Source organism: Campylobacter sp. MIT 97-5078, from assembly GCF_006864455.1.
Lineage (GTDB): Bacteria > Campylobacterota > Campylobacteria > Campylobacterales > Campylobacteraceae > Campylobacter_D.
The window spans coordinates 1-22,373 of the sequence record NZ_QHLK01000010.1; the positions used below are offsets into that span (position 1 = coordinate 1).

Genomic DNA, 22,373 nt, shown 5'->3' on the forward strand with positions numbered 1-22,373 from the left:
TTTTTAAGTTAAGCTAAAATAAAAGCTTTTCAACAAAAGCTTTATAAATTTTTGATTATATCTTAAAAAGGCACTGGCGTGCAATACAAAAAAAAAAAAAAAAAAAAAACGGAAAATTCAAATTTAATGTTACTTTTTCACACTAACTAAAATATTTTTAACGAAAATTATAAATTTTATCCTTAAAAATATTTTAGTTAGTGTGAAAATTATCAGCTATTTATAAAGATAAACAAACTATAATTAAAGCTAAACATTACTCATCTAACAACAAAATTGTAAAATATTAAAAACATTTTACAATGCAAGCTCAAATCACAAAAAATTCCAAAAAATTTGATATAATATATATTTTTAAGAATGAAAATAAAATTAAAGTCAAAACATGAAAATAACTCTAGAATGCAAAGATATTATCCTTGAAAATGCCTTAAGACTTTTTTTAAGAGAGTATTTGGTGATGAAGAAGGACTGCGATTTTTTGGTGTGCGATGAAAAAAGTAATGAGCTAAAACCGCAATTCATCATCGCTAAATCTTCAAGCCAGCTTAGCGTGCCTTTTAGCAAGGAACAGCTTTTAAAGGCTTTATTTGAATTTCATACCGCACTTTGCGAGCTTGCTGAAAAAAAGGCTTTGGAGAAGAAAAAAGCCTTAGAAGAAAAGATAGAGCGTATCGCAAGTGAGTTTAGAAAGAGTTATCAAAACGAGATTGACATGGCTATTGACGCCTTAAAAACTAAGCTTCTTAATGCCCTTGATGAATAAAAAAACACTCAACAAAAAACTTTTTACCCTCATACAAAGCGGTAAATTTAAAGGCAAAAAGCTCATTTTACCAAGTTTAGAGACAACAAGAAGCACAAAAAGTATAGTCCAAGACTGCGTTTTCAATGTCTTACAAAACCAACTAAAAAATAGAATTTTTGTAGAAGCTTTTGGTGGAAGTGCTGTAATGGCTGCAAGTGCTTTAAGCCACTATGCTTTAAAAGCTTATGCCATAGAAAAAGATACTAAAGCTTATAAAATAGCCCTTTTAAACGCAAAGAGCATTGATGAAAATACACTTTTTGTGCATAAAGCAGATAGCTTTGTATTTTTGCCATACTTGCTTACAACACTCCAAGATGAAGTTGTTATTTACCTTGATCCACCTTTTGATATACGAGCTGGCTTTGAAGATATTTATGAAAAGATTATAAATTTGATCTTAAATTTGCATAGTAAAAATATAGTTTATATCATCATCGAACATCACTACAAAATACTATTTGATAAAACTTTAGGCGAATTTATACAAATTAAATATAAAAAATTTGGCAATACGAGTTTGAGTTTTTACACTCATAAAAGTTTAGCTTCTTTTTGAATGTCCTGAGAACAAAGTGTGATAATATCATCTTTTGAAAGCTCTTCAAGGCGAATTTTTTGTCCATTTTTTTGGATGCTTACAAGGTCTTTGCTCTTTTGAAAAAAAGCTTCGTGCTGTAAAAAAGCGTTGTTTAGACTCATAAGCTTGAGCTTAAAATACTCAAGTTTATTGCGTATGAGTGAGTTGAGTTGTTTTTGTAAAAACCCAATTTGTTTGATCTTGTCTTCAATAATGGCATGCAAAGATTTCGCTTTAAAAAGCCTTTCAAGGCTTAGTAAAGAAAAATCTGCATTATGAATTTTGTTTTTCAAACAAGTTTTAAGAGCAAATTCAAGCTCATCAAGCTTTTGCTCAAGCTCATTTTGACTCATAAAAACAAGATCAATCGCTGCACTTGGTGTTGGAGCCCTAAAATCAGCCACAAAATCACTAATCACATAATCAATCTCATGTCCAATAGCCGATATAATAGGTGTTTTAGCGTGAAAAATCGCTCTTGCTAAGCCCTCGTCATTAAAACAAAACAAGTCCTCCCTACTTCCACCGCCCCTTGCAATAATGATTAGATCAAAACCATACTCATCAGCCCTTTGCAAAGCTCTTATAAGAGAATTTGGTGCTATACTTCCTTGAGTAAGGGCATTGAAAATATAAATTTGGGCTAAAAAATAGCCTTTTTGATTGATAAGCTTAAGCATATCCTGCAAAGCAGCAGAGGTTAAGGAAGTGATAAGAGCGATTTTTGAGGGAAAATTTGGCAAGGGTTTTTTGTGAATTGTTTCAAATAAACCTTCTTTTTCAAGTTTCTCTTTAAGTGCTAAAAATTGTGCTTCTAAATCGCCAAAGCCCGAATTTTTCATATCCTTAGCGATAAACTGATACCGCCCACTTTCAGCATACAAGCTCACAAAGCCGTTTAATTCTAAAAAATCTCCTACTTTTGGTTTAAAATCAAGCTTTGAATTAAAGCCTTTAAACATGGCACATGTTATGCTTGATTTTTCATCTTTTAAGTCAAAATACCAATGCCCTGAACCATGAAAAGTGATCTTAGAGACTTCTCCACTAAGGCTAATATTCTCAAAATGTGCCTCAAGCAAACTTTTTGCCTTAAGATTAAGCTCACTGACTTTCATTTTTCTTTTAGAGCAACAAACATTGAACTTATACCAAAACTCAAACTTTCATAATACATCATCTTAAAACCAGCTTCTTCAAGCTCTGCAATCAGCTCTTCCTTGCTTAAAAATACATCGATTGAATGGGGAAGGTATTCATACGCCTGAGCGTTTTTACTGATTAATGAGCCAATTTTTGGCAGTATGTATTTAAGATAAAAATCCCTTATCCAAGCGACAAGCCCACCTTTTTCTCTTTTTGTAAATTCTAAAATCAGCAAAATCCCGCCCCTATCAAGCACTCTAAAAAACTCTTTTAAAGCCTCTTTTCTTTGCACGACATTGCGAATTCCATAACTTATGCTGATGATATTTGCACTTTTATCTTTAAGAGGAAGTTCTTGAGCTTTTGCCTCAATAAATTCAAGTTTTGAAAAGCGTTTTTTAGCAATTTTGAGCATTGAAGTGCTTGGATCTATACCGATGAGAGAAGAGATGGATTTGTGTAGCTCTTTAGCCTTTGCCTGCCAAATTTCAAGCATATCGCCTGTGCCACATGCCACATCAACGATTTTGAGTTTTTTATGCTCATCAAAGCATTTTAGCACTCTTTCACAAGCCTTTTTTCGCCAGCTTATGTCTACTCCAAAACTTAAAATTCGGTTTGCTTTATCATAGCTTGGAGCAATTTGGTTAAACATTTCTACGATTTGTTCTTGTTTTTGCATACGCTTTCCTAAATTTAGCGGTGGCAACATTTAGAGCAACCATCAACCCTTGCACTTATGCTTAAATGATCGATTAAATTGCCTATCTTTTTTTCTATCTCTTCTTGATAAAGGGCTAAGTTTGTGTCTTTAAAATTAAGATCATCTATATGACCGCATTTTAAACAAACAAGATGAATATGTGGCTCTTCGTATATATCATAATAGGTTTTTTGATTAGGCACATTCACTTCAACAACCAAACCTTGTTCTTGTAAGGTATTAAGGTTTTTATATACGGTGGCAAGCGAGATTGATGGATATTCCTCGCGTACTTGCTTATAAAGTTCGTCTATATTTGGGTGTTCGTGACGTTTAAGGATTTTAAGCACGCAAAGCCTTTGTGGAGTAGCTTTTAAATCGTGATTTTTTAAGAGTTGCACAAGTTCCATAAACGACCTTTTTTGTAATTTTATTCATTGTGTAATAATACAAAAAAAAGTTTAAAATAAGTTTATACTAAAGGATATTTTTTATTATTTAAGAATTTAAAAACTTTGTTCTCATCTATTCAAATTTGTTTCAAGTCCGTGCATATTGTTTTATCTGCAAGGCTAAACTTTGTGTATCTAGGCTTAAACTTTGCTCAACCTTATTTGTTTGTCCGTGGGTAATAAATTCATCTTTGTATTCAAAGCTGATAATTTGAATCTTTAAGCCGTGATCTTGTGCGAAAGTTTCAAGCAAACTTGCTATACCACCAATCTTTGCACTATCACTAAAAACAAACCAAATTTGACTTTGCAAGGCAAGTTCTTTTAAAAGCACCTCATCTAAAGGCTTAGCAAAAATCAAATCGATCAAATTTGCATAGTCTTTCAAGCCCTCTTTTTCAAGATATTTAAGCACTCCAAAAGCCCTACCAACACCTTGTCCGTAGCCTAAAAATGCAATTTTGCTTTCATTTTGTATAAGCCACTGAGCCTTTGCTTGCTTTATCTTACAAGGTTTAAACTCATCATTAAGCAAAAAACTTCCCCTTGGATAGCGAAAAGCTATGCAACCTTGATGATGATAAGTATAGTGCATAACTTCTTTCATCATCGCTTCATCTCTTGGTGCGATGAGAGTTAAATTTGGCACACAAGCTAAAAAGCTTATATCAAAGGCTCCTTGGTGCGTTTCGCCGTCCTCGCCGACGATGCCTGCTCTATCTATAGCAAAAACAACATTTAAATTCATAATCGCACAATCATGTATGATTTGATCATATGCTCTTTGTAAAAAGGTGCTATAAATAGCGATAAATGGTTTAAAGCCTTCTTTTGCCATCGCTGCCATGGAAGTTACGGCATGTTGTTCGGCAATTGCCACATCAAAAAATCGCTCTGGATAAAGCTCTATAAGCTTTTCAAGTCCTGTTCCACTTGGCATAGCTGCTGTAACGCCCACTACATCATCAAATTCTTTGGCAAGTTCGAGCAAATTTGTGCTAAAAAGTTCTGTAGCTGACTTTTGGATACTTGAGCTTTTCACAGCTTGTCCGGTTTGTATATCAAAAGCACCTACGCCGTGCCATTTAGCATTTTTACCCTCAGCCTTTTCATAGCCTTTACCTTTGATGGTTTGAGTATGCACAATGCAAGGTTTTTGCATAGCTTTAGCTTTTTTTAGGGCAGGGATAAGTTCATTTAAATTATGCCCATCAATTACTCCAATATACTCAAGTCCCAACTCTTCAAACAAAATTCCCGGAGTTATAAGCTTAAAACTCTCCTCAAAACGTTTTGCCATATAAGTTGCACTTTGAGGCAGATAACTTAAAACGCTTTCAATACGTCTTTTAATTTTTTGATACAATTCGCTTGCCATAGCTCCTGAAAGGTATCTTGAGATTGCTCCAATTGGCTTACTTATACTCATTTCATTATCATTTAAGATGATCACACAAGGATATTTTCTCTCACCGAGCTCATTTAAGGCTTCATATATCATTCCAGCACTCATCGCTCCATCGCCGATTAAAGCTACAGGTGTGCGGTTTTGTTTTTTAAGTCTTATGGCTTTACAGGCTCCAACAAGTAAGGATATACTTGTGCTTGAATGCCCAGCAACAAAATAATCTCCCTCCGTTTCTTTAGTATAACCACTTAAGCCCCTAAACTGCCTAAGAGTGTGAAAGAACTCAGCCCTGCCGGTAAGAAGCTTGTGTGTATAGCTTTGATGAGAAACATCAAAGATAAAAGGATCGTTTTTATGATCAAAAACGCAGTGCATAGCAATACTTAGCTCCACAACGCCCAAATTTGAGCTTAAGTGTCCGCCATTCTTACTCACAACTTCTATAATTCTTGATCTTAAATTCGCAGCAAGCTCATTTAAAGCCTGCAAATCAAGCTCTTGAAGCCTTTCGTGCTCTATACTTAAAGCTGTCATTGGCTAACCATTTTTTTGATTTTATTTAGACGAGAGTTTAAATTTGATTCTATATTTCCTACATCACTAAGCACGATAACGCTACCCTTTGAGATAGCATCATCAAGGCTAACTTTAAGATGAGCAAGTTCTTTAAGTTGAGATTTCACAAAATCATAATCACTTGGACTTACTTTAAGCTCTATACTTACAGCACCTTTAAGCTCTGAGATAAGCTCTTTTGAGAGATTCAAAGCAATTTGAGCTGAATGCTCTTCAAGCTCTTTGTTGATCACTTCTTTTGCAATTTCAATAGCGGTATTGGCAAGTTCTTGTTCGTTTTTAGCTACAAACACATCTAAATTCGCACAAGCTTCATCAAGCTTAGCTACACTTTTAAGATATTTATCTTTAAGCTCGTTTGTTTCTTTATCAAATTCAGCTTTAGCTTTGTTATAACCTTCTTGAGTAAATTTTTCTTTCGCTCCTTCAAGTTCAGCATTTAAGCGGTTGTTAAATTCACTTTCTTGACTTTCAATTTGCATTTGAAGCTTGATGATATTGCCAGACATTTCATCAGTCTTTTTCAGCAAATCCTCGACAAAGCTTGACTGAAAAGGAGTATTTGCCTCACTTTTGCTTTCTTCTAGTGGATCTTGCAAGGTTGGCTCAACTACTTGTGAATTAGGCTTTTCTTCCAAAGGCATAGCTGGGGTAGTGGCTGGAGGAACTGGCACATTTAAAGCCTCTTGTATGCGGTTTTGTTCTTGAGTGCTTGTAAATTCACTCATTACCTTAAAATGATAGTTTTCGACGATGTGTTCGTTTGCGTTGCTTTGTGAAATTACATTGGTATTTTTTGCCATATTTTAAGCCTATTCTATCATTTCATCAGCTTCGCCGGTTTGAACTAGTCCTTGCTCTGCAAGTCTTTGCACAACCTCGACAACTTTTCTTTGTGATTCCTCAACATCTTTAACCCGAACAGCTCCTAAAAAGCCCATTTCTTCAAGGAAAGCTTCACTCGCACGAGTAGACATATTGGCAAGAAATTTTTGCTTAAGTTCTTCGCTCGCACCCTTAAGTCCCACCATAAGGTCTCTTTTATCAGCAACTTTAAGAATTTCTCTAATCGCTTGTGTGCCAAGTTTAGCAATATCATCAAAGGTAAACATTAAGTCCTTAATCGTTTCAGCAAGCTTTTCATCACTTTGTTCGATATAAGTAATAGTTGATTTAGAAGCTTTTTGTCCTAAGCGGTTAAGCACTTCGGCCACAGCTCGTGGACCGCCCACTTCAACTTTATAACTTGCAAGGCTTTCAAGCTTGCTTTCAAGCACAGCAGAAACCCTTTTAATGATACTTGGAGAGATATCACCAAGATTTGCCATTCTAATAACAACCTCAGCTCTTAACTCATCACTAAAATACTCCAAAGTTTCAGCTGCATGAGTTGAATCCATATGAGCTAGGATTAAGGCTATGGTTTGAGGGTGTTCTTTAGTAATAAAGTCTGCAAGCTGTTGAGGCTTAATTTGTGCTAAGTATGCAAAATTTTGATTATTTTCCATACTTTTGGTGAGTTTTTCTAAAATTTTATTTGCGATTTCTGGACCAAAAGTTTTATAAAGTATCTCTTTGGCGTATTCTAAGCCACCGCTTTTGATGTATTGGTTTGATTGAAGTAGGGTATAAAACTCTTCTAAAACAGCTGTTGCGACGGTTTTATCTACCTGCTTTGCCATAGCTATGTAGCGAGAAACTTCAGTAATGATATTGATCTCCATATGAGAAAACACAACGGTCGTCACATCTTCTCCAAGTTGGATTAAAAAAATAGCGATCTTTTCTGGCATAGAAAGATCGTCATAGATCATCTTTTGTTCTTCGCTAAGCTTGATCATCATATATCCTTATGTTCATTATATTCGCTATCATTTTCCACTAAAGTTTGGAGCAAAGTAGCTACTTCTTGACTCTTATCATTCACTAAGGCTTTCAATTTTTCAAGTAAAACATCATACTGCAACGCATCTTCGTTGATATTATCGCCAAAACCAAGCTGCTCTTCCACCCTTTTTCGTGCAGCATTAAATTTCTCCAACGCATCTTCAGCATCTTCGATGAAGCCAGCATCTTTTTGCTCTTGCTCTTCAGCTGCAGCAACATCTGCAAGCATTTTTTGCGTAAATGGCACGATAACTTTTTTGTAAAAAATGAAAAGTAAAATCGCTGCAATAAAATATTTAATAGGTGGGATAAATGGCTCAATAAAGCGACCATAAAAGGTTTTAACCTTACTTTCAACCTTAACATCACTTTTCGCAAATTCTAAGTTACTCACAGCAACTGAATCGCCCCTTGCAACATCATAGTTTATCGTTCTTTGGACTAAATTTTGTATATTTTGAAGTTGGGTATCACTCAACGGGATATATTCAGTTACCACTTCTCCGTTCTCATTTATACTTTCTTGGTATTTTCCATCGATCATTACCGCAGCTGAAGTGCGAAGTATAGTAGCAAATGATTTTTTTGTATTAGTAACGGTCTTTGAAATTTCGTTATTTGTTGTGGTTTGATTTTTAGTGCTAAATTCGCCACTTGTGTTATCTTGCAAGCCTTCAACTGGCGAGATATTTGACACAGCTCCTGGAACACCTTGTATAGTTGGGTCTTTAAAACCTCTTCGCTCTTCATTTAAAGTCTGCTCACTTCTTACTACAGTGTTTGGATCATACACTTCGCTTTGAGATTCCATTTGTGAAAAGTCAAAGTCTATATTAACATTTGCCACAACCTTATCTGTGCCACCTACAAAAGGTGCAAGGGTATTGATAATTTTTTGTTCTAGTTCTTGCTCTCTGTCCCTTTTGTATCTGATTTGAGTAGCAATTAAATCACTTTCATACGCTTGATCTTCTTCAAGAGGCACGCCCTTTTGATCGGTGATTTTTACATTTTCCTTGTCAAGTTTTGGCACAGCTGAAGCAACGATATTTTTAATGCCATCAATTTGCTTAGGCGTAAGCTTTAATCCTTCTTTGATATTAAGCACAACTGAAGCTGTAGGCGGGATTTGTCTTTCGGTAAAAACACTATCTTTAGGGATAGCTATAAACACGTTCGCTCTTTGTATAGGCTCTAAGCTTTCTATAGTGCGTGCAAGCTCAGTTTGTATGGCTCTAAGATACTTAATCCTTTGATCCTCGCTTGTAGCTCCAAACTGCTGTTGATCATAGCCTTCCCAGCCCATTTTAGAATCTTTGATAAGTCCTTCGCTTGCTACCATCATCTTTTGTTTATAGACTTGATCTTGTGGCACTAAAATGGTATTTTCGTTTTGTAAGATATAAGGCACTCCAGCTTGATCAAGTCTCGTAACTATAGCTGCTGTATTACTCGCATCAGTATTTTCTACTAAAACAGCATAGTTTGATTTTGCATTTGAACCTATGCCTTTGTAAAGTGCTAAAAATACCAAAAACCCTATCACTACAACGATAGAAGCAGCTATAACTATGCGTTGTCTTTTACTTAGATTTTGATACAGCTGCCCGATTTGGTGCAGCATATTTTTAAATTCTTCCATACACCCTCAATCTTTTTATATCATTTTATATGATTTTTTCAAATTCAGTAAAAAATCGTCCATTCTCATAAGGCTTGCCTATGGTGATTCTCACTGCGTTTAAACCATATGATTTTAAATTTCGTATTATTATACCCTTTTTAAGCAATTTTTCAGACAAATCACTGCTATTTTTTTCATCAAAGAAATAAGTAATGAAATTTGTATAACTTGGTATAAAAGAAATTCTGTGTTTTAAAGCAAATTCTTCATACAATTTCATCTCATTAAAATTATTTTCTAAAGTTTTTGCAATAAATTTGCTGTCATCTAAAGCAGCAACTGCGGCTTTTAAGCTTAAATTTGTTACATTAAAAGGCGCGCGAAGCTTATAAAAAGCTTTAATGATGTCTTCATTTGCTACGCCATAGCCTATACGAAGCCCACCTAAAGCATAAAGCTTTGAAAAAGTGCCAAGATATAGGGCGTTTTTATATTTTTTAAGCAGTTCTTTTGGCTCTAAATGCTTTTTCGTGTCTTTAAAACTTGCAAATTCATTATACGCAGCGTCAATTGCCACTAAACAATCCTCATTAACAAAGCTTAAAAAATCCTCAACCTCACTTGCATCTAAGCACTCACCCAAAGGATTGTTTGGCACGCACAAAAACACAAGTTTAATCTCATCTTTATGCTTGTTATAAAGCTCTTTAAGCTCGCTTAAATTATGCGTAATTGAGCTTGTTTTATAGCATTTTGCTCCTGTTTGCTTAGCATAAATTTCATACATCGCGAAACTTACTCCGCATTGCAAAAAGGCATTTTGAGCATTAAGCTTTGAATGCACAGCATATTCGATGATCTGATCGCTTCCTGCCCCGATAATAAGCTCTTTTTCACTTACTTTGAATTTATTTGCAAGCTTCATTTTAAGCTCACTCATACTATCATCTGGATATAAATATGCCTTATGGGCGTTTTCTTGCAAGGCTTTTAAGGCTAAGGGGGAAGTGCCAAGTGGATTTTCATTGCTTGCAAGCTTGATCACTTCACTCACGCCGTATTCTTTAGCGATAAGTTCTATATCCTTACCCGGCTCGTAATTACTTAAATTATTTAAAAAATCATTAAATTTCATCATCTCTCCTTTAAATTTCTACTACTCAGCTTTAAGATATGAGCCAAGCCAAACAAGCTCTTTAAGTGACCCTATAGCTTTTTGCACTATTGCATCATCAATATGCCCTTCAAAATCTATGTAAAAGCTGTGTAAAAAGTCTTTACTTTTTACGGGACGTGATTCTAGGCGGTAGATATTGATATTTTCTTTTTTAAAGGAACTTAAAAGATCAAATAAGGCTCCAGGTTTGTCAGCGGTGTGTGCTAGTATCGAAGTTTTACAATTTGGCATTTGTGGGAATTTGTTTTCATTGAGGATTAAAAATCTTGTGCGATTTGCAGCATTATCTTCTATTTTTTCAAAAAGCACAGGCACTTTATAAAGTTTGGCTGCGATTTTTGAGCAAATGGCAGCTGAATATTCATCTTTTGAAGCCAAAAAAGCTGCATTTGCTGTGGATTTGCTCGCAATAAACTCAATCTCATTTAGGTTGTGACTTTGTATGAAATTATGACATTGATTATAGCCTTGTGGGTGAGAATAAATGCGTTTGATTTGTTTTAAATCATCATTTAAACTCACAAAAGAATGGTGTATATCCATATAAAGCTCGCCAAAGATTTTTATCTCCTTAAATTTAGCTAAGCAATCCATCGTAATGCCAACTGCACCTTCTGTATTATTTTCTATAGGCACGACCGCATAATTTACTTCTTTATTGGCTAGCTCTTTAAACACATCTTCAATCGTAGCTAAAGCCCTATAAACACTCATAGTCCCAAAACGAGCCTGAGCAGCTTGATGCGTATAAGAGCCTTCTGGTCCAAGATAAGCCACACTTTGAGGCTTTTCAAGATTTCTTGAAACAGCAAAAATTTCTTGATAAATGGCTTCGATTGCCTCTTCATCAAGCAAACTTTGCTGATTTAGGCTTTTTAAACGTTTGATAATAGCAAGTTCTCGCTCTGGACGATAAATTTGTCCTTTATTTTTATATTTAAGCTCGCCAACACTTTTTACATAAGACATTCGCTTGCCAAGTAGTTTTAAAATTTCATTATCAATCTCATCAATTTTTGCCCGTAAATCCTCTAAATTCATCATTTTTCCTTTAAATTTTGCAAAAACTCAGCCACACTAGGATAGACAAAGTCAAGCTTGCTTTCATCAAGATTTTTTGTGCTTGAAATTTTACCGCTTAAAACAAGGGTCGTTTGCATACCTAAAGCCTTAGCCTGCACTAAATCACCCCTAAAATCATCACTGATTATAAGTGTATTTTCAAAACTTGCCTTTTTATCTTGACTTTTTAAAAGCTCTAATGCCCTTTTATAAAAAGCAAAACTTGGCTTTCCAACCACCTCATAACTTGCATTGCTCGCATATTCAAGCATTTTCATAATAGCACCAACACCCGGATAAAGCTTCTCATTTTTCTTATAAATGCTTGTTTCATGCAAAGCAATTACCCTTACTCCAGATTTTGCAAGCTCTATCATATCAGCAAAATCATTCATCAAAAAGCCATCAAAACTTGCCACAAGCACAGCCTTTGCCTCTTTGTAATCTAAACTAAAACCAAGTTTTTCAAGGCTTTGTTTAAACTCACCTGATCCAAAAGCAGCGATTTTACAAGGCTTAAGCAAGCCTGAAAGCACGGCAAAAGGATCAATATAAGCATTATCCTTTATATTAAGTCCCTTTACTCTTAAATGCTCTAAAAAATCAAGCTTTTTGGTGTTATTTGTAATGATAACATAGGCTAAGTTTTTTTCATTTAAAAAATTGATTAATTCCTTAGCCCCAGCTATCAAGCTTTTATCAGCATCGCTTAAAAGCGTGCCTTGCACATCGATGAAAAACATATTTACTTACCCCTCTTTCAAACACTCAAGCTCATCTTGCACCAAAGCTTCAAAGCTTTGTCTTTTGCGGATAAGCTTGATTTGCATTTTGCCATTTTCATCTTTAAATTTGGCAAGCTCGCACACTTTTGGGCGGGTATTATAATTACTACTCATAGAAAAGCCATACGCTCCAGCATTTTTAATCACGAGTATATCCCCATTTTTGCTTTGCTGTAAAAGTCTATCTTTAGCAAAAAAATCCCCACTTTCACAAATTCCACCCACCACATCACAAGGGTTTTTTTCGCCCTCATTATAAGGCAAAACTATCTCATGATAGGCATTATAAAGGCTTGGGCGTAAAAGATCATTCATCGCTGCATCAGTGATAATAAAGCGTTTTGAGGGAGTGATTTTTTCATACAGCACACTACTTACTAGCTCGCCAGCATTTGCTACTAAAAAGCGTCCGGGTTCAAGTGCTATGGTAAGATCAAGCCCGCTCAAAGAGCTAAGCACGCCTTGAGCATAAGCGTATAAGTCTGGTTCGCTCTCGCCTTCATAAGAAACACCTAAGCCACCACCTATATCAAAAAATTTAAGCTCTATATTAAGTGCTTTTAACTCACGCACAAGCTTAGCTACAAGGGTGCTTGCTTCATGGATAGGGCTTATATCAAGAAGTTGCGAACCTATGTGAAAATGAATGCCAACTGGCTCTAAAAATTCACTTTTATGAGCGTAAAGATACATTTTTCTTGCAAAATCAAATGCAACGCCGAATTTATTAACATTTAGCCCTGTAGAGATGTAAGGGTGGGTTTTTGCATCGACATTTGGATTTACTCTTATACTTATCCTTGCTTTTTTATCAAGCTTTTTTGCCACATTTTCAAGCACATACATTTCAGTTTCGCTTTCAAGATTGATATACAAAATATCATATTCAAGAGCCTGTTTTAGCTCAAGCTCGCTTTTTCCTACTCCGCTAAAAATGATCTTATAAGGCTTAGTGCCAACCTGCAAAGCTCTTTTTACCTCGCCTATGCTTACGCAGTCAAATCCACTATCAAGCTCTTTAAGCAAAGACAAAAGGCTTAAATTTGAGTTTGCCTTCATGGCATAAAAAATTTGAGATTTTCTTGCTTTAAAGGCTGTTTTTAAACGCAAAAAACGTTCTTTAATCATATCAAAATCATAGATATAAAAAGGAGTGCCAAACTCCTTTGCCAAAGCCTTATAATTAAATTTTAAATCCGCACTCATCAAAACGCCTTTTATCATTTAAAAATGCAAATTATAACAAAATTTTGCTTAAAAGGCGTATATTGCTTTACTTTTTAGCATAAGAATGAATAAAAAAATCGTTTTTTATTCATTTTGCAAACATAATGTTAGCAAAGCGTGTTACAATACTTTAATTTCAAATTGAAAAGGAGTAGCAATGAAAAAGATTGTTTTAGCGTGTCCTTTAACCCTGCCACTTTTGGCAAATGACAAGCTTATCGAACTTTATGAAAGCAAAACTTGCGATTGTTGTGATTTTTGGGCAAAATATATACAAGAAAAAAGCTAAGCTTTATGGGATTTATAAAGAACAAAAGCTCATTTAAAAAGGAGAAAATATGCAAACCTTGTTACAAAAAGATGAAAGTCTACTTTTAGGGCTTGACATACAAGAAAGACTTGTTTCAACAATGTTCTACAAAGAAAAAGTGCTGAAAAACGCTCAAATTTTACTTACTGGGGCAAGAAAACTTGGTATAAAAACGCTCATAAGCGAGCAGTATCCAAAGGGTTTGGGTAAAACTGATGAAGCTTTAAAGTTTAAAACTATAGCTGATTTTAATGCTTTGGATCATAATGATGAAAACTCTCAAGTAAGACTTTTTGAAAAAATTTCTTTTAGCGTAATGAATGATGAAATGATTGTAAAATGCATAAAAAGTACAAATTGTAAAAGCTTAGTCTTTTTTGGCATAGAAACACATATTTGTGTTTTGCAAAGTGTGATTATGGCTTTGCAAATGGGCTTTGAAGTATGGCTTATCGAAGATGCTTTGAGCTCAAGAACGAAAGAAAATCACAAAAATGCTCTGCGTTTTATGCAAACTTGTGGAGCAAAAATCATCAACACCGAAAGCTTTTTATTTGGCTTGATGAGTGATGCAAAGAACGAACATTTTAAAGCCATTAGTGCTTTGATAAAATAGCCTTTTTCTCAAGCTTAAAACACAGATTTGAGCTTGAGAATTTATCTTTGGCTCAAGCTTTTGATACATCATTGCAAATTTTTATAAAAAAACGAAGCTATACAATCATCTTGCTTGATTAATTTTTTTAGTTCTTTAACTCAAAACCTATTTATAGCGTTTTAAATTTATTTTTTCATATTAATGGCTCTTTGTATCATCTCATCGCTTGTTGTGATGCTTTTTGAACTCGCATCAAAGGCTTTTTGCATAACGATGAGATTGGTTAGCTCCCTGCTTAAATCCGCATTTGATTGCTCTAACTTACCCCCAACAAAGCTTGCTGTGTAGTTAAAATCACCATTTTGATCGTAAATAAAAGTCGGTGCTCCGCTATTTGAAGTTTGCATAAAATTATTGCTCCCAGCTGAAGCTAAGCCTTGTTCATTGATAAAATTATACAAAGCAAGTTTGCCTATAACGGCAGTGCGTCCGTTAGTAAATTGTGCGACTAAAGAACCATCTTTACTAATATCATATTTCGAGAAAAAGCCTTCAGCAAAGCCATCTGATCTTACAACAAGTTCATCATTTGAACCAGAATTTTTATTGATATATACTCCATCATAGCCAGAGCCTACATTTGCATTTAAAGGTGTGCCAAGATTGACACTGATCGTGCCGCCATTTGGATTTGGCACACTAGCAAGAGAATTAGCGATCAAGGCTCCGTTTTGATTAAATACCAAATTTCCGTTACTTAAACCGCCAACTAATTCGCCCTCGCTATTATACACCCCAGCACTTATGCTGTATTCGATATTTTCGCCAACTTGAGGTAATATACGAGAAAGTGTGTAACGCAAAGTGCTTCTTGAGCCATCGCTATTATACACATCAGCTTCTAAGGTCTTATTATCCGCACTTTCTTGTTCTGTAGCTAAAACTGCAGAGTCTATATACAAGCTACCTCGATCAAGTCCGGCTAAATTCACAGCATTGGTTTGATAGTTTAAATTTTCATCTAAAATTGCTTCTATACTCGATGTTACGCCATTTGCGTCCTTGAAATTTAAGATCACTCTTTCGCCAGCTTTAGCACTAAAAACATCAGCCCTATTAACAGAGCCACTTGCAACGATCTTGCCCTCATTATTTGTAGCGATATTTATGTTATTTGTATTTAATGCTACTTTTACACTTTGAGTTTTAGTTTCAGCATTTAAACTACCTTTAAAGCTCACACTCGTGGTAACTTCTGGAGGAAGATATAAATTTTTAGGCACTGAAAGTATGCCTTGCATAGTTGTTGTACCTATGCTAAAATCTTGATTTGGATTATTTATAGTCCAGCCTGAAGTAACTGCACCAGAACCTAAATTTGTTCCCATAAGAGAAGAAACTCTGTCGCTAAAGCTCATTTGGGAAAAATTTGGATTCATCGTGCCTAAAACATAGTTTCCAAAGCTATCGACTAATTTTCCATTTCCATCTCTTGAAAAAGAACCATTCCTTGTATAATAAGCTTGATTATTTGCCCCCAAAACGCCAAAAAAACCCTTGCCATTTAAAGCCACATCAAACTCACCATCACTTGGCATAAATGAGCCTTGTTCAAAAACAACTTTACTTGCCGAACCTGTGCTACCAAAGCCTGATTGGGCAGGATTGGTTGATTGAGAACTTACTCTTTTATAAAAAATATCTTCAAATTCAGCAGAGGAGTATTTAAAGCCCGGAGTATTAATATTTGCTATATTATTTGCACTTATATCTATCCCAAAATTTTGAGTTTTAATACCATTTACTCCATTATAAAATCCGCTAAACATAACTCCCCTTTGCCTTTTAATTCTTAGCTAATCTCAGCTATCTTATCAAATTTCACATACTGCCCAGCGATTCGAGCATAAGGCACACCATCTTTAAATTGGATACTTTCTATAGGATATGCTCCATACGCACTGGTGGAAGTGCCTCCATCAACATCAGTATAGCTTACTTTCATCGTGTAATTGCCAGCTCCAACATAATTACCATTGTCATCTCTGCCATCCCAATCAATAGTATTTGTGCCAACTTTAAGATCATCTTTTGCCACCTTAATACTTCGCACCACATCACCGCTTGCATTAAGCACCTGAAAAGTCGCTCCATCTTTTGTCTCTTTAGGAAGATACATTTTGGCTGAAATTTTTTGAGTTGCACTTGTGAGTTTAAAGGTGCTTTCTGTGATCACAGCTGTTCTTCCTATGGCATTAAGCACGGATAAATTTCCACTTGAAAGCATAGCGTCTGAAAGCTGGGTCATGGTTTCAACCATTTTTTCCATAGTAGTATTTGTATTTTGTTGCATTTCAAGAGCAGCAAGCTGTGAAGTTTGCGTAAGCATTTTATCACTATCCATAGGATCGGTTGGATCTTGGTGTTGCATTTCTATCAACAAAAGTTTCAAAAAAGCGTCTTTATCAAGCATTGCATTTGAAGCTACTGAACTTGCACTTGAATTCTTTGTTGAGTCTGTGTCTGTCGCCGCTGTCGTTGTTGTTGTCGGCGTGGTAACTGAATTGGTTGTTGTTGCTAAATCCATCTTACTCTCCTTGTAATTTTATCTTTTTTAAAGCAATTTTTGTTCCAAATTAAAAATATCTTGCTAAAACAAGCTCTAGGGCATTATTTTCATTTGTATTTTCAAGCTCACTTTCATAATTAAAAGCATTTTTGTTTTTGTTTTGTCCTTGATTTTGATCTTTTTTGCTTTGATCGCTAAAGTTCATTTCAAGCCCTGTAAATCCCATATTTACAAGCGAATTTTTAAATTCAGCTTGGTTTTGGACAAACAAGTTCATCGCATTGGTATTGGTGTTAAAATTGATATGTAAATTACTTCCTCTTTGGATCAAAGTAACCTCAACTTCACCCAAATTTGACGGATTTAAAGTGATATTAAGCTTGGTAATTGGAGCTTTGTAATTTGCCATTTGCTCTTTTAAATCATTTGCAAAATGCTGCAAAGTCTCTTTAGCATTTACTGCTGATCGAAGCTCGTTTCTTGATACTTGAGCTAAATCCTTAATCAAAGAATTGAGCTCGCTATTATCGTTTTTATTGATATTTAAGGTGCTTTCCTCACCACTTTCTTGCACACTTTCTTTGCCAAAATTCAAGTGTTGTTGCTCTTTTGAAGCATTTTGGTTTTGTTCGCCATTTGCGTTGTTTTGTGCGTTTGAGCCTAAGTTTTCTTTAATATTGATTTTGTTTAAGATATTTTCAAAAGTAGGTTTTGCATCTGTGCTTTTAAGGTCTTTATTTTCTACTCTTAGATTCTCACTCATACTTTTTATCTCACTTACAATCTTTACTTGCTCATTTGAGTTTGCTTTTATCTCACTTTTTGGTGTGCTTTTTTCTTTTACAAGTTCTTTTGTATTTTGATTGTGTAGTGTTTCAAGTTCATCTTTCAAATCAAAATCATTTTTTGTTATTATTTTTTCTATATTTTTAGGTTCAGTATTTTGAATTTTTAAACCTTGGTTTTGAGTTACTTTCTCATCTTCGATTTGAATTTGTGTTTGTATTTTTTCTTTTTCTTTTACAAATTTAGAATTTAAAATTTGAATATTTTGCCCTTCCTTACTCACTTCTTTTGTAAAATCTTGAGTTTGGCTTTTAATTTCTTTTATCTCTTGAGTTTGATTAAGATTCTTAGAAGAAGCTTTTGTGTTTAATTCATCTTGCAAGATAAAAGTATTTTCTTTTATGCTCTTTTCAGCACTAGGTGTTTGCAAAGAAGCGTTTGAGCTGTCTTTGGCTGTATTATTAAACTTATCGTTGATATTTTCTTTTGTATTTAAAACTTTTAAAGTGCTTTTAAATTTATCTTTTTGTGTGTTTAAAGTGCTATTTTTAGCTGTTTTTTCGCTTATATTTTCTTTTGTATTTTCTATTTTATTATCTAAATGATCGATGATTTTATCTTTAAGCCCTTTATTTTGTGAGCTTGTGTCGATTTTTGTAGCTTTGGTATGAGTAAGCTCATCAGCATTTTCGCTAGCTAAAGTTTTTTTACTCTTGTTTTCTAAATCCAAGCTTTTTAACGCTTTTGAAAGCAAATTTGTAGCATCTTTTGAATTTGATTTTTGTGTATTTTGCTTACTTTCTAAGCTCTCAAGTGCGGTAGCTATTTTGGTGTTGAGATATTGCTTGAATACATTTTCAATAGACTTGTTAAAAAACTCACCCTTGTTTAAATTTGGAAAAGCTTCTTTAAACTCAAGCAAGCGATCAACCTTGATGTTTGAAACATTTAAATTTAAGCCTTTAGCAAGCTCTAAGAGTTCGTCTAAATTTTTTGCACCTTTTAAAGCTTCAAGATTGCTTTGTGTGCTTAAAAGCTGTTGAGTTTGGCTTGAAAGATTAGCAAGCTTGATATCCGTGTTTTGAATTTGAAGCTTTTCTAAAACTCCCAAAACTTCCATGAAGCTTAACGACTCAAATATAGACTCGTTCTTACTTTCATCAAAACTGCCAAAGCCTCCTAAAAGATCACTTTTTTCAAGCATAGCTCTTACATCTTGTAATACTTCTTGTTCGCTAATTTGTAAGCGTTCTGGCAAAAATTGATTGGTCTCATCGATAGCTTGAACTAAATTTGCTAAAAAACTTTGCCCTTCATCGCTACTTACCGAACTTGATGAGCTTGTTGGTTCGCTCGCACTTGCTTTAACTTGCTTGAATGCAAGATCGATGATATCGCTTTTTGCTGCTAACATATTATTTCCTCATAAAAAATTTTATAAAAATGACTCTTGGGCTAAACGTGGAAATGACGAACGCAAACTTTCGCTTGGATAAATTTTAAGCATAATATTTGCTTCATTCATCTCTTCAATCAACTCTAAAAGCTCGTTTAAATCGCGAGCATTTTTGATCTTTTCATAGTTTTTTTCATCATTTAAGATTGCAGAAAGTTCTGCTGAAATTCTTACCATTTTTTCATCTTGTGTCTTTGCTTTTAAATTTTCAAGCAAGTTTAAAACTTGCAACACAAGTTCAGGTTTTTTTGCACTTAATTCCTCTTTGAAAGTCTCTAAAGCTTCTAATCTAATCAGCTTTGACATTTTTGTCTCCTTAAAATAAAATATTTTCTCTAAGGATAAGCAAGTTTCGTTCCAACTTTTAAAATTTCAAAAAATAAAAAACTAAACTCAATATAGCAAAGACTTACAAAGAAACTAAAAACTACAAGAAAAATAATTAAATTAAAACAAAAATTACAAAAGATTAAGAAGTATAAAAGCAAAAAAATACTTAAAAAAATGCTTCAAGCTCTTGCTGCATAGCCTTTGCATTCTCACAACGATTGATCTTGTCTCTAAAAGCTGAAGCACCTTTGTAGCCTTTAGAGTATTCGTGCAAATGCTTTCTAAAAAGCTTTACGCCTTGTTCGCCGTAGTGTTTAAGCATAGCTTCAAAATGAAAAGAGATAATTTCTTTTTTTAAAGTTTCGCTGATTTTTTGATCGTTTTTAATCTCATAAAAAATCCAAGGCTTACCAATGCTAGCCCGCCCTATCATCAAAGCATCACTTTGCGTGAAAGCTAAAACTTCTTTAGCATTTTCAAAGCTTATATCTCCGTTTGCTACCACTGGAATTTTTACAGCTTGCTTAGCTTTTAAAATGCCCTCATAATCAGCCTTTCCGCTGTAAAGCTGCTTTCTTGTTCGTGCATGTATGCTAATAAAATCTGCTCCGGCTTGCTCGCAAGCTTGTGCGATTTGATCTGGGATTTTTTCCTCAAAACCAAGTCTAAATTTCACACTTATGCTTTTTTTCTTAGAATACATCTTTATAGTGCTTACAAGGCTTTTTAAAAGTTCTAAATTTAAAAGCAAAGCTGAACCTGCGTTTTGCTTGATGACTTTATTGACTGGACAACCGCAGTTAAAGTCTATGCCATCAATAAATTCAAGGTCATTGAGCATACACACAGCTTTTTTAATCACTTCTTTATCGCTGCCCGCGATTTGGACTATGTATGGGCTTTCAAGGCTTGATTTTTCAAGCATTTTAAGGGTTTTTTTGCTCTCATACACCAAAGCATTTGAGCTTATCATCTCACTTATAGTTAAATCAGCATTAAATTTTTTCACCACTTCCCTAAAAGGCAGATCAGAAAAACCTGCCATAGGAGCGAGGATTAAAGGCTTTTGAGCAAAATCTATCATTATTTATTGCACGAGTGTGTTAAAATCAACTTTTTTGTGATACTCTCTTGCTAAAAGTATGATATTAAACTCTTCATACTCTTTAGAACTCATTTTTAACTCAAGTCTTAACTCATCAAAAAGCCCAAATTCAGCTAAGATAAACAAATACGCTTTAAGCACATCACTATTTTGTTCTTTAAGTTTTTTAAAAATCGCTATTAAGGAATCTGGATCAAGTTTTTTAGTGCTTAATTTAGCGATATCAAGGTATTGCTTTTCACTTAATACTGCTTCATTAAGCAAGCTTTCAAATTCTTGATTATTCATTTGCAAACTGCCTTGTTCAAAGCGTTTGAAAAGATCAGTGATTTGCTGTGCGTTTTTATGTAAGCTTAAACTTTGAATTTGTTTGAAAGTGCCAAGTTTTAAAAGCTCTTCAAAAGCGACAAAATCAAGTTCATTTTGAAATTCTTTTTTATTTTTGAGTCTTAAAAATGCGTAATTTATATCGTTTAAAATGGTATTTTTTTCATTAAGTTGCACAAGTGGATTTTCTTGATTGAGTTTAAATTTCTTTAAATTTACGCTTTTTTGCTCTTTGAGCTCACTTAAGATATCAAGCACTTCATTTAATTTATCATTATTTGGAATTTTTTCAAATGTTTTTAAGCTTTTTACTAACTCGGCTGCGTTTTGAAATTCTTTGATTTTAAAGTGTGGCTTAGGATTTTTTTCTAAAAGTAAATCAAGAGCAAAATTTTGAAATTTGCGAGCGTCGCTATAAAAATCTTTTGTTTTTAAATACCGCAAAAAGGTATAAAAACTCATATGCAAAATCGCACAAACAAACAAAACCAATACCGGCAAAACAACCCAAACCATTACCGGCAAGGCAAATTCATACCCTCCAAGCATAAGGGAAAATTCCGCATTACTCACATGATAGACAAAAGCTCCTAGCAAGACTAAATAAAGCAATCCTGCGAATATAAAAAGCTTGATCCTCATAGTTTTTCTCCTTTTTCTATACTTTGACGACAATTAATGCAATACTTTGCATGAGGTTTGATCTTAAGACGATTCGTATCAATATCTTCTTCGCAAGACTCACAAATCCCATAAATACCTTGTTTGATCCTCGAAAGTGAATTTTCAATCTCATCAAGTTCTTGTTTGAGATTTGAATTTATGGTTTGTTCGATCTGCGAGCTTGTATTAATGCTTGAAAAGTCAATATTATCATTTGGTTCTGAATTATACAAATCCTCGATTTCTTGAGCATTACTATCAAGTTGATTTAAGATAAGTTTTTTTCTCTCTTCTAAAATTTTTTGAAAACTTTTGAGTTTTGATTTCTCCATTTGAAGCCTTTATTTGTGATATGGGTGTTGATAGTGCAGACAAAAAGCACGGTAAATCTGCTCTAAAAGAACGATTTTAACAAGATGGTGAGCAAGGGTGAGCTTGCTTAAAGATAAATTTAAGTCAAAATGCGAAAGAAAACTTTTTTCAAAGCCATACGCCCCACCTATAAAAAAACTTAACTCACTTTTATCTACCAAAAGCCTTGAAAACTCTAAACTATCAAAGCTTTTGCCCCGCTCATCAAGGATGATACTATAGCCTTTTTTATGCGCTAGCATTGGCTCTTCATAGCTTTTTTTCGCTTCGCTTGCACTAAGTTTTTGAGCATTGGCGATTTTGTTGTTAAACACATTGTATTCGCTTAAGCGTGCATAATGACTGATAAGCTTGGTGTATTTGTGCTCAAGGCTTTGAAATTCGCCTTGTTTTTTTTGCACGCAAACGATATGAATTTGCAA

Annotated in this window: 23 protein-coding genes; 4 read left to right on the forward strand and 19 right to left on the reverse strand. The window is 34.4% G+C overall.

Going from position 1 to position 22,373, the window contains the following annotated elements; genetic code table 11:
- The first annotated feature begins 385 nt into the window (after positions 1–385).
- Both DMB91_RS06055 and DMB91_RS06060 read left to right on the forward strand, forming a co-directional pair.
- On the forward strand, positions 386–766 hold the full coding sequence (locus DMB91_RS06055) for an ornithine carbamoyltransferase (protein WP_143116865.1): 381 nt from the start codon (positions 386–388) through the stop codon (positions 764–766).
- Positions 759–1,367, forward strand: a complete 609-nt coding sequence (locus tag DMB91_RS06060) for an RsmD family RNA methyltransferase (protein ID WP_052043202.1) — start codon at positions 759–761, stop codon at positions 1,365–1,367. Before DMB91_RS06055 ends, DMB91_RS06060 begins: the two co-directional genes overlap by 8 nt.
- On the opposite strand, the gene xseA is transcribed toward DMB91_RS06060, so the two are convergent.
- From xseA to lysA, 11 genes are all read right to left on the reverse strand, one after another.
- The gene (xseA, locus tag DMB91_RS06065) at positions 1,343–2,506 is read right to left on the reverse strand and encodes an exodeoxyribonuclease VII large subunit (RefSeq protein WP_034904836.1); all 1,164 of its coding nucleotides are present in this window, start codon (positions 2,504–2,506) and stop codon (positions 1,343–1,345) included. The two genes, DMB91_RS06060 and xseA, sit on opposite strands and share 25 nt — an antisense overlap.
- On the reverse strand, positions 2,503–3,216 hold the full coding sequence (gene ubiE / locus DMB91_RS06070; RefSeq protein ID WP_034904838.1) for a bifunctional demethylmenaquinone methyltransferase/2-methoxy-6-polyprenyl-1,4-benzoquinol methylase UbiE: 714 nt from the start codon (positions 3,214–3,216) through the stop codon (positions 2,503–2,505). Before ubiE ends, xseA begins: the two co-directional genes overlap by 4 nt.
- A 14-nt stretch (positions 3,217–3,230) precedes the next feature.
- Complete coding sequence (gene perR / locus DMB91_RS06075; protein WP_034904840.1) at positions 3,231–3,647, reverse strand: peroxide-responsive transcriptional repressor PerR; 417 nt, start codon at positions 3,645–3,647, stop codon at positions 3,231–3,233.
- A gap of 130 nt (positions 3,648–3,777) precedes the next feature.
- Positions 3,778–5,631 (reverse strand): 1-deoxy-D-xylulose-5-phosphate synthase, encoded by a 1,854-nt coding sequence (dxs, locus tag DMB91_RS06080; RefSeq protein WP_034904843.1) that lies wholly within the window; start codon positions 5,629–5,631, stop codon positions 3,778–3,780.
- Complete coding sequence (gene fliH, locus DMB91_RS06085) at positions 5,628–6,476, reverse strand: flagellar assembly protein FliH (RefSeq protein ID WP_034904851.1); 849 nt, start codon at positions 6,474–6,476, stop codon at positions 5,628–5,630. Before fliH ends, dxs begins: the two co-directional genes overlap by 4 nt.
- Before the next feature lie 9 nt (positions 6,477–6,485).
- Entirely contained in the window at positions 6,486–7,514 is a 1,029-nt protein-coding gene (fliG, locus tag DMB91_RS06090; RefSeq protein ID WP_034904855.1) for a flagellar motor switch protein FliG, read from the reverse strand.
- The gene (fliF, locus tag DMB91_RS06095) at positions 7,514–9,202 is read right to left on the reverse strand and encodes a flagellar basal-body MS-ring/collar protein FliF (protein ID WP_034904869.1); all 1,689 of its coding nucleotides are present in this window, start codon (positions 9,200–9,202) and stop codon (positions 7,514–7,516) included. The genes fliG and fliF overlap by 1 nt, the downstream gene beginning before the upstream one ends.
- A gap of 25 nt (positions 9,203–9,227) precedes the next feature.
- Positions 9,228–10,319: a histidinol-phosphate transaminase gene (hisC, locus tag DMB91_RS06100; RefSeq protein ID WP_034904870.1), complete on the reverse strand. Its 1,092-nt coding sequence runs from the start codon at positions 10,317–10,319 to the stop codon at positions 9,228–9,230.
- 21 nt (positions 10,320–10,340) lie between these two features.
- The gene (pheA, locus tag DMB91_RS06105; RefSeq protein ID WP_143116866.1) at positions 10,341–11,405 is read right to left on the reverse strand and encodes a prephenate dehydratase; all 1,065 of its coding nucleotides are present in this window, start codon (positions 11,403–11,405) and stop codon (positions 10,341–10,343) included.
- Positions 11,402–12,166, reverse strand: coding sequence for an HAD-IIA family hydrolase (locus tag DMB91_RS06110; protein ID WP_034904872.1), 765 nt, complete (start codon positions 12,164–12,166; stop codon positions 11,402–11,404). The genes pheA and DMB91_RS06110 overlap by 4 nt, the downstream gene beginning before the upstream one ends.
- Before the next feature lie 6 nt (positions 12,167–12,172).
- The gene (gene lysA, locus DMB91_RS06115) at positions 12,173–13,414 is read right to left on the reverse strand and encodes a diaminopimelate decarboxylase (protein WP_034904873.1); all 1,242 of its coding nucleotides are present in this window, start codon (positions 13,412–13,414) and stop codon (positions 12,173–12,175) included.
- A gap of 178 nt (positions 13,415–13,592) precedes the next feature.
- Here lysA and DMB91_RS09120 point away from each other — a divergent pair, with 178 nt between their 5' ends.
- Both DMB91_RS09120 and DMB91_RS06120 read left to right on the forward strand, forming a co-directional pair.
- Positions 13,593–13,724: a hypothetical protein gene (locus DMB91_RS09120; RefSeq protein ID WP_260604882.1), complete on the forward strand. Its 132-nt coding sequence runs from the start codon at positions 13,593–13,595 to the stop codon at positions 13,722–13,724.
- 49 nt (positions 13,725–13,773) lie between these two features.
- Positions 13,774–14,361, forward strand: coding sequence for an isochorismatase family protein (locus tag DMB91_RS06120; RefSeq protein ID WP_034904874.1), 588 nt, complete (start codon positions 13,774–13,776; stop codon positions 14,359–14,361).
- A gap of 167 nt (positions 14,362–14,528) precedes the next feature.
- Here DMB91_RS06120 and DMB91_RS06125 read toward each other — a convergent pair whose 3' ends face one another.
- The 8 genes from DMB91_RS06125 to DMB91_RS06160 form a co-directional block, all read right to left on the reverse strand.
- Positions 14,529–16,172, reverse strand: a complete 1,644-nt coding sequence (locus DMB91_RS06125; protein WP_034904875.1) for a flagellar hook-basal body complex protein — start codon at positions 16,170–16,172, stop codon at positions 14,529–14,531.
- Between the two features lie 23 nt (positions 16,173–16,195).
- Positions 16,196–16,930, reverse strand: coding sequence for a flagellar basal body rod modification protein (locus DMB91_RS06130; RefSeq protein ID WP_034904991.1), 735 nt, complete (start codon positions 16,928–16,930; stop codon positions 16,196–16,198).
- A gap of 49 nt (positions 16,931–16,979) precedes the next feature.
- Positions 16,980–19,112, reverse strand: a complete 2,133-nt coding sequence (locus DMB91_RS06135) for a flagellar hook-length control protein FliK (RefSeq protein ID WP_034904878.1) — start codon at positions 19,110–19,112, stop codon at positions 16,980–16,982.
- Between the two features lie 21 nt (positions 19,113–19,133).
- Entirely contained in the window at positions 19,134–19,460 is a 327-nt protein-coding gene (locus tag DMB91_RS06140; RefSeq protein WP_034904880.1) for a hypothetical protein, read from the reverse strand.
- A gap of 190 nt (positions 19,461–19,650) precedes the next feature.
- Entirely contained in the window at positions 19,651–20,568 is a 918-nt protein-coding gene (locus DMB91_RS06145) for a tRNA dihydrouridine synthase (RefSeq protein WP_034904887.1), read from the reverse strand.
- 3 nt (positions 20,569–20,571) lie between these two features.
- Positions 20,572–21,558, reverse strand: coding sequence for a hypothetical protein (locus tag DMB91_RS06150; protein WP_034904893.1), 987 nt, complete (start codon positions 21,556–21,558; stop codon positions 20,572–20,574).
- On the reverse strand, positions 21,555–21,911 hold the full coding sequence (gene dksA / locus DMB91_RS06155) for an RNA polymerase-binding protein DksA (protein WP_034904894.1): 357 nt from the start codon (positions 21,909–21,911) through the stop codon (positions 21,555–21,557). The genes DMB91_RS06150 and dksA overlap by 4 nt, the downstream gene beginning before the upstream one ends.
- A 9-nt stretch (positions 21,912–21,920) precedes the next feature.
- Positions 21,921–22,373 carry a 23S rRNA (pseudouridine(1915)-N(3))-methyltransferase RlmH gene (locus DMB91_RS06160; RefSeq protein ID WP_034904895.1) on the reverse strand — a complete coding sequence of 151 codons (453 nt, stop codon included), beginning with the start codon at positions 22,371–22,373 and terminating at the stop codon, positions 21,921–21,923.

Coding starts and splice junctions, on each gene's coding strand:
- DMB91_RS09120 (WP_260604882.1), top strand. CDS start 13,593: ATGAAAAAGATTGTTTTAGCGTGTCCTTTAACCCTGCCACTTTTGGCA.
- perR (WP_034904840.1), bottom strand. CDS start 3,647: ATGGAACTTGTGCAACTCTTAAAAAATCACGATTTAAAAGCTACTCCA.
- ubiE (WP_034904838.1), bottom strand. CDS start 3,216: ATGCAAAAACAAGAACAAATCGTAGAAATGTTTAACCAAATTGCTCCA.
- DMB91_RS06120 (WP_034904874.1), top strand. CDS start 13,774: ATGCAAACCTTGTTACAAAAAGATGAAAGTCTACTTTTAGGGCTTGAC.
- DMB91_RS06145 (WP_034904887.1), bottom strand. CDS start 20,568: ATGATAGATTTTGCTCAAAAGCCTTTAATCCTCGCTCCTATGGCAGGT.
- DMB91_RS06055 (WP_143116865.1), top strand. CDS start 386: ATGAAAATAACTCTAGAATGCAAAGATATTATCCTTGAAAATGCCTTA.
- DMB91_RS06140 (WP_034904880.1), bottom strand. CDS start 19,460: ATGTCAAAGCTGATTAGATTAGAAGCTTTAGAGACTTTCAAAGAGGAA.
- fliG (WP_034904855.1), bottom strand. CDS start 7,514: ATGATCAAGCTTAGCGAAGAACAAAAGATGATCTATGACGATCTTTCT.
- DMB91_RS06110 (WP_034904872.1), bottom strand. CDS start 12,166: ATGTTTTTCATCGATGTGCAAGGCACGCTTTTAAGCGATGCTGATAAA.
- DMB91_RS06125 (WP_034904875.1), bottom strand. CDS start 16,172: ATGTTTAGCGGATTTTATAATGGAGTAAATGGTATTAAAACTCAAAAT.
- xseA (WP_034904836.1), bottom strand. CDS start 2,506: ATGAAAGTCAGTGAGCTTAATCTTAAGGCAAAAAGTTTGCTTGAGGCA.
- pheA (WP_143116866.1), bottom strand. CDS start 11,405: ATGATGAATTTAGAGGATTTACGGGCAAAAATTGATGAGATTGATAAT.
- dksA (WP_034904894.1), bottom strand. CDS start 21,911: ATGGAGAAATCAAAACTCAAAAGTTTTCAAAAAATTTTAGAAGAGAGA.
- DMB91_RS06150 (WP_034904893.1), bottom strand. CDS start 21,558: ATGAGGATCAAGCTTTTTATATTCGCAGGATTGCTTTATTTAGTCTTG.
- dxs (WP_034904843.1), bottom strand. CDS start 5,631: ATGACAGCTTTAAGTATAGAGCACGAAAGGCTTCAAGAGCTTGATTTG.
- DMB91_RS06060 (WP_052043202.1), top strand. CDS start 759: ATGAATAAAAAAACACTCAACAAAAAACTTTTTACCCTCATACAAAGC.
- fliH (WP_034904851.1), bottom strand. CDS start 6,476: ATGGCAAAAAATACCAATGTAATTTCACAAAGCAACGCAAACGAACAC.
- hisC (WP_034904870.1), bottom strand. CDS start 10,319: ATGAAATTTAATGATTTTTTAAATAATTTAAGTAATTACGAGCCGGGT.
- fliF (WP_034904869.1), bottom strand. CDS start 9,202: ATGGAAGAATTTAAAAATATGCTGCACCAAATCGGGCAGCTGTATCAA.
- lysA (WP_034904873.1), bottom strand. CDS start 13,414: ATGAGTGCGGATTTAAAATTTAATTATAAGGCTTTGGCAAAGGAGTTT.
- DMB91_RS06130 (WP_034904991.1), bottom strand. CDS start 16,930: ATGGATTTAGCAACAACAACCAATTCAGTTACCACGCCGACAACAACA.
- DMB91_RS06135 (WP_034904878.1), bottom strand. CDS start 19,112: ATGTTAGCAGCAAAAAGCGATATCATCGATCTTGCATTCAAGCAAGTT.